The 14,914-nt window shown below is 76.1% G+C and carries 16 protein-coding genes; 7 read left to right on the plus strand and 9 right to left on the minus strand.

From position 1 onward, the window contains the following. Positions 1–933 (minus strand): serine/threonine-protein kinase (locus tag LG632_RS25570; RefSeq protein ID WP_226729913.1); only part of this gene is annotated, 933 nt, incomplete at its 3' end. Further along, positions 933–1,835 (minus strand): hypothetical protein, encoded by a 903-nt coding sequence (locus tag LG632_RS25575; RefSeq protein ID WP_226729914.1) that lies wholly within the window; start codon positions 1,833–1,835, stop codon positions 933–935. The genes LG632_RS25575 and LG632_RS25570, both read right to left, overlap by 1 nt. A 172-nt stretch (positions 1,836–2,007) precedes the next feature. Between LG632_RS25575 and LG632_RS25580 the strand changes: the two genes are divergently transcribed. Further along, positions 2,008–3,273, plus strand: coding sequence for a VWA domain-containing protein (locus tag LG632_RS25580; RefSeq protein WP_226729915.1), 1,266 nt, complete (start codon positions 2,008–2,010; stop codon positions 3,271–3,273). Continuing rightward, positions 3,273–4,076 carry a hypothetical protein gene (locus LG632_RS25585; RefSeq protein ID WP_226729916.1) on the plus strand — a complete coding sequence of 268 codons (804 nt, stop codon included), beginning with the start codon at positions 3,273–3,275 and terminating at the stop codon, positions 4,074–4,076. The genes LG632_RS25580 and LG632_RS25585 overlap by 1 nt, the downstream gene beginning before the upstream one ends. Positions 4,077–4,184: 108 nt before the next feature. On the opposite strand, the gene LG632_RS25590 is transcribed toward LG632_RS25585, so the two are convergent. Then, positions 4,185–4,961, minus strand: coding sequence for a GNAT family N-acetyltransferase (locus LG632_RS25590; RefSeq protein ID WP_226729917.1), 777 nt, complete (start codon positions 4,959–4,961; stop codon positions 4,185–4,187). 193 nt (positions 4,962–5,154) lie between these two features. Here LG632_RS25590 and LG632_RS25595 point away from each other — a divergent pair, with 193 nt between their 5' ends. The 3 genes from LG632_RS25595 (at position 5,155) to LG632_RS25605 (ending at position 7,228) form a co-directional block, all read left to right on the plus strand. Next, entirely contained in the window at positions 5,155–5,379 is a 225-nt protein-coding gene (locus LG632_RS25595; protein WP_226729918.1) for a hypothetical protein, read from the plus strand. A 170-nt stretch (positions 5,380–5,549) separates the two neighbouring features. Further along, positions 5,550–6,215: a hypothetical protein gene (locus LG632_RS25600; RefSeq protein WP_226729919.1), complete on the plus strand. Its 666-nt coding sequence runs from the start codon at positions 5,550–5,552 to the stop codon at positions 6,213–6,215. A 191-nt stretch (positions 6,216–6,406) separates the two neighbouring features. Continuing rightward, positions 6,407–7,228 (plus strand): VOC family protein, encoded by an 822-nt coding sequence (locus LG632_RS25605; RefSeq protein ID WP_226729920.1) that lies wholly within the window; start codon positions 6,407–6,409, stop codon positions 7,226–7,228. Here LG632_RS25605 and LG632_RS25610 read toward each other — a convergent pair. Continuing rightward, positions 7,211–8,092, minus strand: coding sequence for an endonuclease/exonuclease/phosphatase family protein (locus LG632_RS25610; RefSeq protein WP_226729928.1), 882 nt, complete (start codon positions 8,090–8,092; stop codon positions 7,211–7,213). The two genes, LG632_RS25605 and LG632_RS25610, sit on opposite strands and share 18 nt — an antisense overlap. A gap of 207 nt (positions 8,093–8,299) precedes the next feature. Further along, positions 8,300–8,761, minus strand: coding sequence for a nuclear transport factor 2 family protein (locus LG632_RS25615; protein WP_226729921.1), 462 nt, complete (start codon positions 8,759–8,761; stop codon positions 8,300–8,302). Positions 8,762–8,833: 72 nt separating this feature from the next. Between LG632_RS25615 and LG632_RS25620 the strand changes: the two genes are divergently transcribed. After that, complete coding sequence (locus tag LG632_RS25620; RefSeq protein WP_226729922.1) at positions 8,834–9,403, plus strand: PadR family transcriptional regulator; 570 nt, start codon at positions 8,834–8,836, stop codon at positions 9,401–9,403. Next, a complete protein-coding gene (locus tag LG632_RS25625) occupies positions 9,390–10,184 on the plus strand; it encodes an SGNH/GDSL hydrolase family protein (RefSeq protein WP_226729923.1) in 795 nt (264 codons plus the stop codon). Before LG632_RS25620 ends, LG632_RS25625 begins: the two co-directional genes overlap by 14 nt. Here LG632_RS25625 and LG632_RS25630 read toward each other — a convergent pair. The 4 genes from LG632_RS25630 to LG632_RS25645 all read right to left on the minus strand — a co-directional run bounded on the left by LG632_RS25630 (position 10,181) and on the right by LG632_RS25645 (position 14,766). Then, the gene (locus LG632_RS25630; RefSeq protein WP_226729924.1) at positions 10,181–12,184 is read right to left on the minus strand and encodes a peroxidase; all 2,004 of its coding nucleotides are present in this window, start codon (positions 12,182–12,184) and stop codon (positions 10,181–10,183) included. The genes LG632_RS25625 and LG632_RS25630 overlap by 4 nt on opposite strands. Positions 12,185–12,367: 183 nt before the next feature. Beyond that, entirely contained in the window at positions 12,368–12,628 is a 261-nt protein-coding gene (locus LG632_RS25635) for a DUF6225 family protein (protein WP_226729925.1), read from the minus strand. 77 nt (positions 12,629–12,705) lie between these two features. Next, positions 12,706–13,326: an L-threonylcarbamoyladenylate synthase gene (locus LG632_RS25640; RefSeq protein ID WP_226729926.1), complete on the minus strand. Its 621-nt coding sequence runs from the start codon at positions 13,324–13,326 to the stop codon at positions 12,706–12,708. A gap of 9 nt (positions 13,327–13,335) precedes the next feature. After that, the gene (locus tag LG632_RS25645) at positions 13,336–14,766 is read right to left on the minus strand and encodes an amidase (protein WP_226729927.1); all 1,431 of its coding nucleotides are present in this window, start codon (positions 14,764–14,766) and stop codon (positions 13,336–13,338) included. Between the last annotated feature and the right edge of the window lie 148 nt (positions 14,767–14,914).

A 14,914-nucleotide genomic window follows, 5' to 3' on the forward strand; every position in this document is an offset into this window, starting at 1 on the left:
GGCGGGGGCGGCGGCCGGATCGGCGACGGTCTCCTCGATGCCCGGCAGGGCCAGCAGGGCCGCCGCGCGCTGCGCGACGGTCGCCACCACCGCGTCGGGCAGCCAGCCGACGCCGTCGCCCGGCGCGTCCGCCCCGAGGGCCCCGGCCAGTTCCCGGGCGCCCGGGCGGAGTGCGGGGTCCTTGGCGAGGCAGGTCCGCAGCAGCGCGTCGAGATCGGGGTCGGCGAGGACCTCCGGACCGAAGTCCGGTGCGTCGTGGACCGTCCGGTAGAGCACCGCGTCGACGGCGCCGGTGCCGAAGGGCAGCACGCCGGTGGCGGCGTAGGCGAGCAGGCACCCGAGGGAGAACACGTCCCCGGCCGGCTCGGCGGGCCGCCCCGACGCCTGCTCCGGCGGGAGGAAGCCGGGCGTGCCGACCAGCACGTCCGTCGCGGTGAGCGCGGTGTGCTCGGCGCCGCGCGCGATGCCGAAGTCGATCAGGCGCGGCCCGTCCGTGCCGAGCAGTACGTTCGCGGGCTTGACGTCGCGGTGGACCAGGCCCTGGTCGTGCATCACCGCCAACGCCTGCGCCAGGGCCCGGCCGAGGACCCGTACGGCGGGCCCGGGCAGCGGCCCGTGGGCGGTGACTGCCTCGGCCAGCGAGGGGCCCGGCACGAACGTGGTGGCCAGCCACGGCTCGGCCGCGTCCGGGTCGGCCCCGGTGACGCGCACCGCCCACGGGCTGTCCACCCGTGCGGCGATCTCGGCCTCGCGGCGGAACCGGGCGCGGAAGTCCGCCTCGTCGGCGTACTCGGCGCGGATCACCTTGACGGCGGCCAGCGCCCCGTCGTCGGTCCGGCCGAGGTAGACCACGCCCATGCCGCCCGAGCCGAGGCGGCCGAGCAGGCGGTGGCCGCCGATCCGGGACGGGTCGGCGGCGAGCAGCGGCTCCATCAGGGCGCCTCCTTCGCGAGCGCCTTGCCGGCCCGGAGGTTCATCTCGCTGGTCCCCTTGACGATGAGCGAGGTCAACTCCTGGGTGGGGAAGCCCGCGGCCCCCTTGCCGGCGACGGCCATCGTGACCGGCCCGAACTGCGACTGCGACCACGTGTAGACGGCCGGGCCGCCGCCCTCGGCCTCGTCGACGTACTCCCCGGTCTCGGAGAAGGCGTCCTCGGTCCAGGCGTTGCCCTGGTCGCCGAAGTAGTTGCCGTTGCCCCACAGGTTCTTGAGCGTCTCGTGCGACGTCAGCCGCTGGTCGGGGCAGCGCAGCACCTCCTCCATGGCGCGGGCCGTCTCCCAGCCGGACTCCTCGCGGTCGTGGTGCACCGTCACCGTCACGTCCAGGCGCACCGTGCCGTGGCCGTCGGCGGCCGGGATGCGGAAGTGACGGGTGCTGGTGGCCAGCACGTCCGCGGGCAGCGCGGCGGTCTGCCAGACGCAGTCCTGGTCGAGGACGGGCCAGCGGCGCGGGTTGCTCTCGAACGGCGTGGCGCGCACGGCCCGCGGGCCGAACACCCGCTCGTCGACGACGATCCGCGCGAGCACGGCCCGGGCCTCGGCGGCGGTGCGCGGCAGTTTCGCCTCGTCCAGCTCGGGCACGAGCGACGGGCCCGTGCGGGACGGGCCGGGGCCGGCGGTGCCCGCCGGCAGTACGGGCGGGGCAGACCCGCCGGCGCCGCGGGGCGCACCGGGCGTGCCGGCCGACCCGCTCGGCCCGCTGCCGTCGGTCTTCCCGCCTGCCGTTCCTCCTGCCGCCCCGCCGGACGAGCAGCCGGCGAGCAGCAGCAGGCCGGCCAGGGCGCAGCCGCAGGCGCGCAGCGCGACGTGCCGTCGGTGATCCGGTGGTCCCCCCACGGGCCGATCGTACCCCGCATCCGGTCGACGCAACGGGCATACGCTGCAAGGAGGTTGGCTCGTCGCGGCCGGGCCGTGCCCGGGCCCGCCCGGCGGGCGGAGGCGGCACGGCGGGCGGAGGCGGCACGGGCCCCTTTTGGACTGCTGCGACCATCCTCAATACGATCCGCCGATGATCACTAGAAAACGGCTGGCGGCCGGGGTGTGCGGCTTGCTCGCCACCCTCACCGTCGGTCTCTCCCCGACGACCGCCACGGCCGGCGAGCCGGCGGCGAAGGAATCGCCCAAGGTCGAGCTGGTCCTCGACGTCAGCGGCTCGATGCGTGCGACGGACATCGACGGCAAGTCCCGGATGGCCGCGGCGAAGCAGGCGTTCAACGAGGTCATCGACGCGGTGCCGGACGAGGTGCGGCTCGGCATCCGCACCCTCGGCGCCACCTACCCCGGTGACGACCGCCAGCTCGGCTGCAAGGACACCAAGCAGCTCTACCCGGTCGGCGCGCTCAACCGGACCGAGGCCAAGACCGCCGTCGCCACCCTCGCCCCCACCGGGTGGACCCCGATCGGCCCGGCGCTGCTCGCCGCGGCCGACGACCTGAACGGCGGCAACGCCACCCGGCGGATCGTGCTCATCACCGACGGCGAGGACACCTGCGCCCCGCTCGACCCCTGCGAAGTGGCACGCGACATCGCGGCCAAGGGGATACATCTGGTCATCGACACCCTCGGCCTCGTCCCCGACGCCAAGACCCGTGAGCAGCTGACGTGCATCGCGGAGGCCACCGGCGGCACGTACACCTCGGTCCAGCACACCGACCAGCTCTCCGGACGGGTGCGCCAGCTCGTCGACCGCGCCGCCGACCCGGTCGTCACCCCCGTGGCCACCCAGGGCGCCCAGCAGTGCCAGGGCGCGCCCCGGCTCGGCCCCGGTCTCTACAGCGACCGCGAGTCCTTCGGCGAGCACCGCTGGTACCAGGTGGCCGTCAAGCCCGGCCAGGAACTGCGCGCCTCGGTCAGCATCGCGGCCGACCGTGCCGTCAACAACGACTACGGCGTCCTGCTGCGCGCCACGACCCTGCACGGCCGGGAGATCGTCCGCGGCTCGGAGGCGGGCGACGGACGCACCGACGTCATCTCCTCCGGCCTGCGCTACCCCAAGGGCCCGGTCGACGAGGACGGCGAGCGGAGCACCGAGACCGTGTGCCTCCAGGTCAGCAACTCCTTCTCCGCCGCGCCCGGCGTGAAGACCACTCCCGGCATGCCGGTGGAACTCACCATCGACGTGGTCGACGGCCCCGACGGGACTTCCGACGTCGCCTCGTTCGGCCTGGGCCGCGGCTGGTGGCTGCTGCTCGTCCTGGCACTCACCGGCCTGCTCGCGGGCCTGGTGTGGGGCTGGCTCTCCCGCTGGCGCATCTCTGTCTGGAGGACCAACTGATGCGGGCCGTACGCGTACTGACCACCGCCCTGCTGGCCGGCGCCGCCACCCTCGCCCTCGCGGGCACCGGCGTGGCGGACACCCCGTCGGCGAGCCCGGGCGGCGGCCACGACAAGGACAAGGGCAAGGCTGCGGCGGACGCGCCGCCGACCGAGGCGGGCACCGGCTTCCGTACGGCGGCCCCGTTCCGGCCGGGGCAGCGGGCCACCGCCTCCGCGTCCACGGGTGACTACCTGTACTGGACGGTCCCGCTGGACTCCGGGCAGCGCGCCACCGTCAAGGCGTCCGTGACCCTGCCCGAGGCGGCCCTGCGGCACGGCGCCTCGACGTGGCGGCTCGACGTGTACGACGGCCTGCGCCGCCGGCAGCCGTGCGTGTACGGCGCCCAGACGGTGACCGCGGACCGGGCCGCGGCCTCGGTCGAGCTGAACTGCACGCTGCGCACGGTCCGCCCCGGCGCCGAGATGTGGTCCGACGACCCCCTGCCGGGCAGCTACTACGTCCGCCTGACCGTCGTCGGCCTGCCCAAGGAGGACCTCGGCCTGCCCGTCAAGGCCGCCGTCGAGGCCGACGTGAAGGACACCGGCGGTGCCTTCGGGACCGACGGCGCGCTCGGCACGCCGCTGGTGACCGGTGCCGTCGCCCAGACCCGCGAGGGCTCGCTGCGCCGGCCCGAGGACGGCTGGTCCGGCGGCCAGTGGTCCGACCGCTGGGTGTGGACCGCCGCCGGGGGAGTCCTGGCCGCCCTCGCGGGCGTCCTCGGCCACTCGCTGACCCGCGGCGCGGGCCGGCCGCGACCGTAGCGCCGCCCCCACCCGCCACGGGACGCCGTACGCCGTCACCCCCGACCGGGGGCGACGGCGTACGGCGTTGCGGACCCGGGGCGCCCGCGCGCACGGGGGCCGCGGCGGCTACGCCCGGTCGAAGTGGTGCAGGTGCCCCGCGGGCGTGAAGCCGTGCCGCGCGTACCAGTGCCGGGGCCAGTCGTGGGCGTCCGCGATCAGGAAGCGGACGGGGAGGTCGGCAGCCAGGTGCAGGGCGGTGTGCAGGACCGCCGTCGCATGACCCCGGCCGAGGTGGGCCTCGGCGGTGACCAGGTCCTCGATCTGGGCGATGCCCGCGGCCGGGTCCGTGTACAGGTCCGCCCACGAGGCGATCTGCCCGTCCGGGGTGCGGGCGGCGACGAAGCGGACCTGTTCCGCCCCGCGCAGCCGGGCCTCCCGGCGGTCCACCAGGTGCCCGATCTCCTCCTCGGTCGCGTGCGGCAGGAATCCCCGCCAGCTCCCGGCGAGCGCCTCGCGCAGCTCCGCCAGCGCCACGGGCGCGGCCGCCGCCGCGGCGGGCGGGACCGGGGCCTCGTGGATCATGACCACGTACGTGTGGTGCGCGTAACCCGCCGCCGTCAGGTACGGGGCGCAGGCCCGGCCCGTGGCGTCGTCGAGCACGGTCACCATCCGGTACGGCAGGTGCGCGAGCGCCTGGTCCAGTCGGCCGGGCAGGGCGGCAGGGCCCCCGGGGTCGAGCGGGCCGTCGACGAACGCCTGGTTGTTGGCCCGGGAGTGGACGTACCGGTCGTCGAGCGCCACGAAGCCGCCGGGCAGCTCGACGGTCCGGGCCGCCTGGCGGCGGGCGAAGGCGGAGAGGAACGCGGCGATGCCGGTGAGCGGGGTGGTGCCGGTAGGGGACATGGGGCGAGCCTAGGCACAGCCGCCCCGCCCGGTCGTCCGAATTTCGCTCACCCGCACGGGCGACCTCGCATCACCCGTGCGGGTGAGCGCACCGGCCGGAGTCCGGCCGCGCCGTGCGGGCGCACACCGCGCGCCCGCGCACGGACCGTGACACGATGCCCTCCTGACATGTGCGGACAGTGAGGAGCGCGACATGCCCGAACTCCGGCCGGACCAGCCGCCCGCCCCCGTGGGCGCCCCCGGTGACTTCGCCGACTGGCACCCGGACGCCCGTCCCCTGCCGACCCGGATCGACGGAACGCGCGCCGCGACCGTCACCGTCCCCGGCGGCGCCGCGGCGGCCGACGGCTATCTGGCCGCCGGCGACTACTGGTTCGACGCCACCGCGCCGGACCGTCCGGCCACCACGGCCACCTGACCCCGCGCCCCGGGCTGCGCGGCCCCGGTCCTCATACCACCGTGCCGCCGTCCGGCCGTCGGTTCCCCGCCGTTCCCGACGCACCGGGCCCGGCCCCGGGCGCGCCCCTGCCATGATCGCGGTGCGGTCGTGCGGTGCGGCCGCGGGACCACGGGCAGGGGAGTTCGGGCATGAAGAGGTTCGGCGTCCTCGTCGCGGTCGGCGTGCTGGCGTTCGGCACGGTGACCACCGGGACCGCGCAGGCGAGCGCGGACGCGGCCGCGCACGGCAGGTGTCCGACCGCGGAGATCTTCGCCACCGACAACACGGCGGTCATCACCGATCCGGCCGATCCCCGCCTGAAGACCCGGCTGGTCCGCTTCGAGCACGAGGTGCGCGGCATCATCCGCGCCCACGGCGCCCGGCCCGGTGCCTCCACCCTGCTGGACGGCGTGTTCTGGTCCGGCGAACTCCAGCGGGCCACCTACGAGCGCTCGCGCGCGTTCGACGTGCACCGGGTCGGCGCCCAGGGGCTGCACCACATCGCCGACGTCGTCCGCAAGCAGTACGACCAGGAGTCCGTCCTGACCTTCCGCTGCCTGCCGCGGACCTCCCCGGAGACCGACGCCGTCGAGATCCGCGCCGACGGGGTCACCGCCACCCGCCTGCACGACGAGCTGGTGGCGGACCCGCAGGCCCGCGAACGCCTCGGCGGCGGCTCCGTCGCGGTCGACGGCCGGCTGATCCTGGTCGCCCCGCTCGCCGAGCTGCCGCTCGCCCGCGCTTTCGCGGAGCGCCTCGGCGTCGACTGGGAGAAGGCCGAGATCCGTTACGGCGACGAGGAGTTCGTCGGCTAGCGGCGCCGACGCGCCCCGGCGGGGCCCTGCGCGGGCGAGGCGTGCGCCGGCCGAGGCGTCGTGCGTGGGCCGGACGGGTCCGGGCGCGGCCGCGCGGAGTGTTGCGCGGGAACGCCGCGCCGCGGTGCGCGCATAGTGCCCCGGTAGACACGACGTACCACGGCCGCGCCGTGCGCCGGGAACGGAGCGAGATGGCGGAGATTTCGGCGGGCGACGTCTTCGGCGCGCCCTGCTGGGTGAGCCTGATGGCACGCGACCTCGCCGGCGCGCAGCGCTTCTACGGCGCCGTCCTCGGCTGGACCTTCCGGCCGACCCGGCTGGGCCAGGCGTTCCGCGTGGCCGAGCTGGAGGGCGTACCCGTCGCCGGGGTCGGCGCCCTGGCGGGCGACCTGTCGCTGGCGGTGTCGTGGACGCCGTACTTCGCCGTCGAGGACGTGGAGGTGGCCGTCTCCCGGATCCGCGAACGCACCGGCACGGTCGCGGTCGGCCCGGTCTCCTTCGAGCGGGCCGGGCGCGGCGCGCTGGCCGCCGACCCGCAGGGCGCGGTGTTCGGCGTGTGGGAGGGGCGGATCCTCTCCGACTGGCGGATCGGCCGCGGACGGGCACCGGCCTGGCTGGAGCTGCGCACCCGGGACGCCTTCCAGGCGGCGGTCTTCTACGGCGAGGTCCTGGAGTGGGCCACGGGCCGGGCCGGCTGCTGCGAGGTCTCCTACGAGAACGACCAGGTGGTGCTGCGCCGCAACGGCGAGGCGCTGGCCCGGCTGGACAGCGGACCGGTGGAGGAGGCCTCCGTCGAACCGGTGCGGCGGCCGCGCTGGCACGTCCACTTCGAGGTGCCCGACCTGGACGCGGCGCTGGACGCCGCCACCGCGCTGGGCGGGACCGTCGTCCGGGTGGCGGAACCGGACGACCCCGAGCCGTCGGTGACCCTGCGCGACGTCGACGGGGCCCTGTTCGACCTCCATGCCGCCGCCCCGGCCGACCAGGGCGGCGCGCTACCGGGCGGCCGGTGAACCGAAGCGGATCCGGGCGGCCACGGGCAGGTGGTCGCTGCCGGTCGCCGGCAGGGTCCGGATCTCGCCGACGGTGCCGGAACGCACCAGCACCTGGTCGATCCGCGCCAGCGGGAACGCGGCGGGCCAGCTGAAGGCGACACCGCGTACGGGCGCGGAGGTGCGGGAGGTCACCGGCGCCAGGCCGCGGTCGTCCACGGTGCCGTTGAGGTCTCCCAGCAGCACCACCGGCTCCAGCGGCTCGGCGGCCAGGGCGGCGCCCAGCAGGGCGGCGCTCTCGTCGCGCCGGGCGGAGCCGAAGCCGCCCGGTCCGAGCCGGACCGACGGCAGGTGCGCGACGTACACCGCGACCTCACCGCGGGGCGTACGGGCGGTGGCGCGCAGCCCGCGGTTCCAGTCCGGGCCGACCGACCGGGGCCTGATGTCCACCGGCCGGACGTCCGTCAGCGGATGCCTCGACCAGAGCCCCACGGTGCCCCGCACCGCGTGGTGGGGGTAGTCGGCGGACAGCGCCTGGACGTACGCCGGCAGCGCGGCCGGCGTCAGCTCCTCCACCGCGATCAGGTCGGCAGCCGCGTCCGCCAGGGTCCGCGCCGTGCCCGCCGGGTCCGGGTTCTCGTCGCCGGCGTTGTGCTGGACGGCGACCAGGTCGTACGGCCCGGCGTCCGCGGGCAGCAGCAGCGGGCCGAACTGCGCCGCCCAGACGGCGGCCGGCAGCAGCGCGGCGGGCACCGCGAGGGCGCAGCGGCGCAGCAGGGCCCGTCCCAGCAGCACCGGCACGGCCAGCCCCAACCACGGCAGGAAGGCCTCCAGCAGACTGCCGAACCGGCCCCCGGTGTTGGGGACGACGGCGGGAAGGGCCATGACGACGGCGATCAGCACCCCGGCCGCCACCAGCCCCCGCCCGCGCCGCCACGGGCCCACCTCCGCGCCCCGCCCGCGCCGCCCCCGGTCCCCGTCCGCGCCCCGCCCGCCCCACCTGACCACGCCGCCCCTTCCCTCCCGCCGCCCCCGTCCGCTCCTGCTACGACGCCCGGCCCGACCACGGGGTTCCGGGGACGGCCAGGACGGCTACGCCTGCGGCGCGGGCACCCGACCGTCGGCGACCAGACCGGCCAGCACCGCCTGGCCGAGCGCCTGGACGGCCGACTGCGGCCGGACCATGACCGTCACCTCCTTGATCCGTCCGTCCTCGGCGAAGTGCAGCAGGTCCAGGCCGTGCACCTGCTTGCCGCCCACGGTCACCCGGAACGGCAGGACCGCCGAGGGGGCCTCCCGGCCGTCCGCGCCGGTCTCGGACGCACCCTCGTAGCGGCCGATGTAGCGGATGTCCTCGAAGAGCCGCACCAGGACGCCGAAGAGGGCCGTCACGCTCTCCTTGCCCTCGAACGGCCGGTACTTGACCGGGCTGTAGAGGCGGACGTCGTCGGTCAGCAGCTCCGCGAGGGCGGCGAGGTCACGGGCGTCGACCGCGGCGCGGAAACGGTCGGCGAGGGCGGTGACGGACTCGGGCATGGGCTCCTCCGTACTCATCGATGTGAATAGTCAGATCCTTGACTATGATGGCGGGCATGTCCATGGCGTACCCGACGGAAGGACCCACCGATGGCCTTGCGGCACGCCGTGCTGGCGGCGCTCCTCGACCGTGAGCTGAGCGGCTACCAGCTGGCCAAGGCGTTCGACCTGGGCGTGGCCAACTTCTGGCACGCGCTGCCCCAGCAGCTCTACGCCGAACTGACCCGGCTGGAGCAGGACGGCCTCGTCACCGGCCGGGACGTGCCGCAGGAGACCCGCCCCACGAAGCGCCTCTTCCGGGTGACGGACGCCGGCCTCGCCGAACTCGACCGCTTCGCCGCGGCGGCCTCCAAGCCGTCCTTCCTGCGCGACGACCTGCTCGTCAAGATCCAGGCCGCCGACCACGTCGCCGTCGGCCCGCTGATCGAGCAGCTCACCGACCGCGCCGCCTTCGCCCGGGCCAAGCTGGACCTCTTCGAACAGCTGCTGCGCACCATGCGCGGCGACCGCACCGAGGAGGAGTTCCTGCGCCACGGCGAGCGCGTCGGCCCCTATCTGACCTGCCTCGGCGGCATCACGTACGAGCGGGGCAACCGCGACTGGTGCGAGCGCGTGCTCGCCGTGCTCGAGGAGAGGCAGGCCCTCGGTGCCCGGACCTGACCACGCGGCACCCGTCCTGCGCTACGTCGCCCTCGGCGACAGCCAGACCGAGGGCGTCGGCGACGGCGACGACACCGCCGGGCTGCGCGGCTGGGCCGACCGGCTCGCCGAGCACCTCGCCCGGCTCGAACCCGGCCTGACCTACGCCAACCTGGCCGTCCGCGGCCGGCGCGCGGGCGAGGTGCACGCCGAGCAGCTCGCCCCGGCCCTCGCCCTGCGGCCCGATCTGGCCACCGTGGTCGCCGGGGTCAACGACCTGCTGCGGCCCCGGTTCGACGCCGACGAGACCGCCGGGCACCTGGAGGCGATGTTCGCCGCGCTCACCGGCACCGGTGCCCGGGTGGCCACGCTCACCTTCCCCGACCCCGGCGGCCTGGTCCCCCTGGCCCGCCCCCTCGCCCCGCGCGTCGCCGCCCTCAACGCCCGGATCCGGCAGGCGGCGGACCGCCACGGGGTCGCCGTCGCCGACACCGCCGGTCACGCCGTGGTCGGCGACCCCCGGCTGTGGAGCCCGGACCGGCTGCACGCCGCTCCGCCGGGCCACCAGCGGATCGCCGACGCCGTCGCCCACGCCCTCGCGCTGCCCGGCAGCGACGACGCCTGGACCCGGCCGCTGCCCGCCGACGCCACCCGCACCGGCCGGTCCGCCGCCGTCGTCCGTGAACTGCGGTGGGCCGGGGCGTTCCTCGGGCCCTGGCTGGTGCGCCGCCTGCGCGGCACCTCCTCCGGCGACGGCCGCACCGCCAAGCGACCGCACCCGCTGCCGGTCACCGTGCCCTAACGCGCGCCGCCACCACGGCCCGGGGCCGCGACGCGCCACAGCCGGCGGTCGCCGGCCAGGATGACCGCGTCCCCCGACGGCCGCACCAGCAGCCGGGCGTCCTCGTGCCCCGCCGTGCCCGAGGACCAGACCGTACGGCCGCCGGCGGCCCGGACCCGCAGCTCGCCGTCGGCGGAGAAGTACGCGTCGACGCCCTTGCCGGTCGTCCCGGACGTCCACAGCGCACGCTCCTGGTCGTCCTGGAGCACCAGGTCCCCGTCGGTGTCGAGGAGCAGCCGGACCGCGCCCGCGTCCAGGACGTCGCCCGGCCGCAGCACGGTGCCCCGGTGCACCTCGATCGCCGTGTCCAGCTTCCCCGCCGCCAGCGCGCGCAGGGCCGGCACCGACGGCGTGAAGGCGTAGACGGCGCCCTCGGTGCGCACGAACTGCTGGAACGCCAAGGTGGTGGCCCGCCCGCCGTCGGCCGAAGGGGATTCGAAGGCGGCCGGCGAGGCGGGCCCGATGACGGGGTCGCAGCCGGTCACCGGGTGCCGGGCCGGCGGGAAGTCCCGCTCGTTGGTCCACCGCTTGACGATGAACTCGAACTGCTCGACGAGGTCGGCCTGGTGGCTGACGAAGACCAGCCCGCGCGCCGAACCGTCGTCGCTCCGGCCGTCGACGACCCCCCGCGCGTCGCGCCGCAGGGGCGGGCCGAAGGGGATCCCGCGGCGGATGATGCGCCGGGCGTCGACGTCGCCCGCGGGCAGCGGGGGCCGGCCCGGGGCCAGCGTGAGTCCGGCCCGCGGGTTGCTCTTGCGGATGTGCGCGAACAGCGGGGTGGTCCAGCCGTTCGGGTCGTCGTGGAAGTCCAGCGGGCCGTCGATGTCCTCCCCGGGTACGGGGATCCGCTCGGCGGCCGGGCAGGTGGCCACCGGGGCGCCGCCGGGCCAGCGGCCGACCATCCGGGAGGCGAGCCACCGGGTGTCGGCGTCGGCGGGTGCCGCCCCGGACCGCTTCAGCCGGTCCAGGCACTCCCCGAGCTGGTCCCACCAGCCCGCGACGTCCTGGGCCAGCCGCCGTACGACGTGGAAGGACCCGCCCGTGGCCCACACCGGCAGACCGGCCGGGCGCTGCCCCACCTTCTCGTGGCCGACCAGGAACTCACCGGCCGGCACCAGCCGGGTGCCCGGCTTGCCCAGCACGGTCGTGCCCGACTGCGGGTCCGGCGCGTCGAAGCCCCGCACGCCCGGCTGGCTGATCGCGTCCAGGAAGCCGAAGTGCTCGTGCCCGCGCAGCGCGTCGGGCAGGGTGGCGGCGTCCTGCCGGAACAGCACCGCGGCCTGCGCCCGGTCGAGCGCCCGCTCGTGGCGCTCGACCGCCTCCGCCAGGCGCCGCGCGTCGTCACCGGCCAGGGTGAGCACGGCGTGCACCTCGTCCTGGGAGGCACCGAACAGCCAGCCGTCGGGGGCGCTGGGACCGGTGTCGCCGAGCGCCTCGGCCCGCGTGGCCGCGCCCTCGGCGAACGCCTCGGCCGTGCTGCCCGCCCGGACGGCGGGGAAGGGGTCCTTGTCCGCGAGGAGGGCCAGCCCCGGGTAGGTCAGGCTGATGCCCGCCCACAGCACGGACATGCGGGTCGGGTCCACGCCCTTGCGCAGCCGGCGCGCCTTGCTGAACTCGGCGTTGAAGCGGGCGACCTGATCGGTCGTGGCCAGTTCGGGCAGCAGCGCGCCCAGCCAGCGCCGTGCCTGCCCGGCATCGCGGAAGTGCACGAACAGCAGGCAGGCGTGGTCCTTGCGGAAACCCGCGAGGATGTCTCCCTGGGTGGAGGCGTCCGCCCGCAGGGGCAGTTCGGCCGCCGCCCGGGACACCGCCTCCGGCGCGGCGGCCGGGGCGGGCGGCCCGGCGGCCACCGCCGGAGCCGCGGCGGCCGTACCGCCGCCGACGGCGAAGGCGGCCGCGGCACAGGCGCCGGCGCGTACGACCGTACGGCGGGCCGGGTGCGGGGAAGGCGAGCACTCCATCGGGACCTCCAGGCAGGGTGACGGGGCATCCGGATGACGCCGGGAGGGCGGGCCGAGCTGCCGATGATCATCACCCTGGGCGATCACGCGGAACCGCGCGAGGCGGGGGAACCGATGGAGTGACCAGGACCCTCCGGACGACGGGTTCTGGCGCGTCGTCAGGTGGGTCCCGAGGGGACCGCGTCAGTCCATGTCGAGGTAGTAGACCCCGGCCTTGGCGTCGGCGAAGAGGGTGAACTGCACGGTCGGCGCGCCCCCGTCCTCGTCCGGCTCCGTCTCCACCGGCTCCGCGCTGACGAGGACGAACTCCTCGTACCCCTCGAAGTTGCCGGGCCCGTCCGCGACGCCCACATGGATCGGCGTGTCGTCCGGGAGGCCGTCGAGGGCGCTGCGCAGCCGGGCCGCGGTCCACACCTGAGGGGCGTGTTCGAAGGTGTCTGCCATGGCGTGAAGCGTAGGGGCGCGTGCCGCGCGGGCGGGTACGGCGCGCCGGACACGCCCGCCCGTGCCCCCGGCCGCGGTCACTCGAACCGGCTGGTGTCCCCCGCACCCCGGCGGACGATCTCGGCCCCGCCGCCGGAGAAGTCGACGACCGTGGTCGGCCGGGTGCCGCAGTCACCCGAGTCGACCACCGCGTCCACCATGTGGTCGAGCCGCTCCTTGATCTCCCAGCCCTGGGTGAGCGGTTCCTCCTCGCCCGGCAGCAGCAGGGTGCTCGACAGCAGCGGTTCGCCGAGCTCGGCCAGCAGCGCCTGGGTGACGACGTGCTCGGGGATGCGCACCCCCACCGTCTTCTTCTTCGGGTGCATCAGCTGCCGCGGCACCTCGGCCGTCGCGCGCAGGATGAACGTGTACGGGCCCGGGGTGGCCGCCTTGACGGCGCGGAACACGTCGTTGTCGACGTGCACGAACCGGCCCAGCTGGGCGAAGTTCTGGCACACGAGGGTGAAGTGGTGCCGGTCGTCGAGGTTGCGGATCGACCGGATCCGGTTGATCCCGTCCCGGTTGCCGAGCTGGCAGCCCAGCGCGAAGCACGAGTCGGTCGGGTACGCGATCAGGGCGCCGGAGCGGATGCTGTCCGCCACGGTGCTGATCGTGCGCCGCTGGGGGGTCTGCGGGTGCACGTCGAAGTACTTGGCCACCCGCCGAGCCTACGCCTTCCGGCCGTACGGCACGGGGTCGACCGGAGTGAGCACGCCCAGCCGCTCCTCGACCGCCCGCGCCGCGTCCAGGCACACGTCCTCCCGGAAGGCTCGTCCCACGAGCTGCACGCCGCAGGGCAGCCCGTCCACCACCCCGGTCGGCACGGCCACCGCGGGCACCCCCACGAAGCTGGTCGCGGTGCACAGCCGCAACCCGGCGGCCACCCGGTCCCGGCCCGCCCGGTCCCGCGACTCCAGACCCGGCTCCACCGCAGGCTCGGTGAACACCGGGCCGAGCAGCAGCGGGTAGGTGTCGAGGAACTCGGCCCAGGAGCGGCGGATGTTCAGCCAGCTGCCCATCAGCCGCACCAGTTCGTCCCGGTCGGCGGGCGGGGTGCGTTCCATCGCCCACGCGATGTACCGGTCGCCGCCCTCGCCCAGCAGCGTGCGCACCACCGGCCAGGCGGGGGCGAACTCGGTCACGGTGATCTTCCCGTACACCTCCAGCGCCTCGTCCAGGCGCGGGACGTCGGCCACCTCCTGGACCTCGTACCCGGCGTCGCGCAGCGCGTCGGCCGCCGTCGCGACGGCGGCGCGCACGACCGGGTGGACGCCGTGCCCGCCGGGGTCGGTCACGACCGCGACCCGCACCGGGCCGGGCAGCGGCGGGCCGAAGGCGGGCACCGGCACCGCCCGCGGGTCGCGCGGATCGGCCCCGGCCAGCACCTCGTGGACGAGCCGCAGGTCGGCCACGCGCCGGGCCAGCGGACCGTCGGTGACCAGGAACTGGGAGGCCGGACCGGGGTCCTGCGGCCCGGCGACGCGGTGGTCGGCCGGGTAGCGGCCGGTGGACGGCTTCAACGCGGCCACCCCGCAGAACTGGGCGGGCACCCGCACCGACCCGCCGGAGTCGTTGCCCAGGCCGAAGGCGGCCAGGCCCGTGGCCACGGCCACCGCGTCGCCGCCGCTGGTCCCGCCCGGGGTCCGGGTCGGGTCCCAGGGGTTGACCGTGTCGCCGTACAGCTCGCTGCGGGTGTGCATGCCGGCGAGGATCAGGGTCGGGACGTTGCTGTGCCCGATCGGGATCGCCCCGGCCGCGCGCAGCCGGGCCACCGGGGGCGCGTCGGCCGGGGCCACCAGGTCCCGGAAGCGGGGCGTGCCGAAGGTGGTCGGTACGCCCTCGATCGCGGTGGTCTCCTTCACCGTGAACGGCACGCCCGCCAGCGGCCCGAGCTCCTCCCCGGCGGCCCGCCGCCGGTCCGTGCGGGCCGCGGCCTCGCGGGCCCGGTCCGCCAGCAGCTGGGTGACGGCGTTGACCCGCGGGCCTGCCTCGGCGATGCGCTCCAGGTGACTGTCGACCAGCTCGACGGCCGAGACCTCACCGGCGCGGACCGCCGCCGCCTGGGCCGTGGCCGGCATGCGCCACAGGGCGTCCTGCATGGCGCCCGTCCTTTCACTCGGGTTTTTCCGATGCGCTCGCATCGGTTCTGCGGGGAACAGTAACCCGGGAAGTGATGCGCCCGCATCGAATAAAGTCGTGGGGGGGGGGGGGGGGGGGGGGGGGGGGCGGGCGGGGGCGGGGGGGGGG

This window comes from Streptomyces antimicrobicus, from assembly GCF_020532625.1.
Lineage (GTDB): Bacteria > Actinomycetota > Actinomycetes > Streptomycetales > Streptomycetaceae > Streptomyces > Streptomyces antimicrobicus.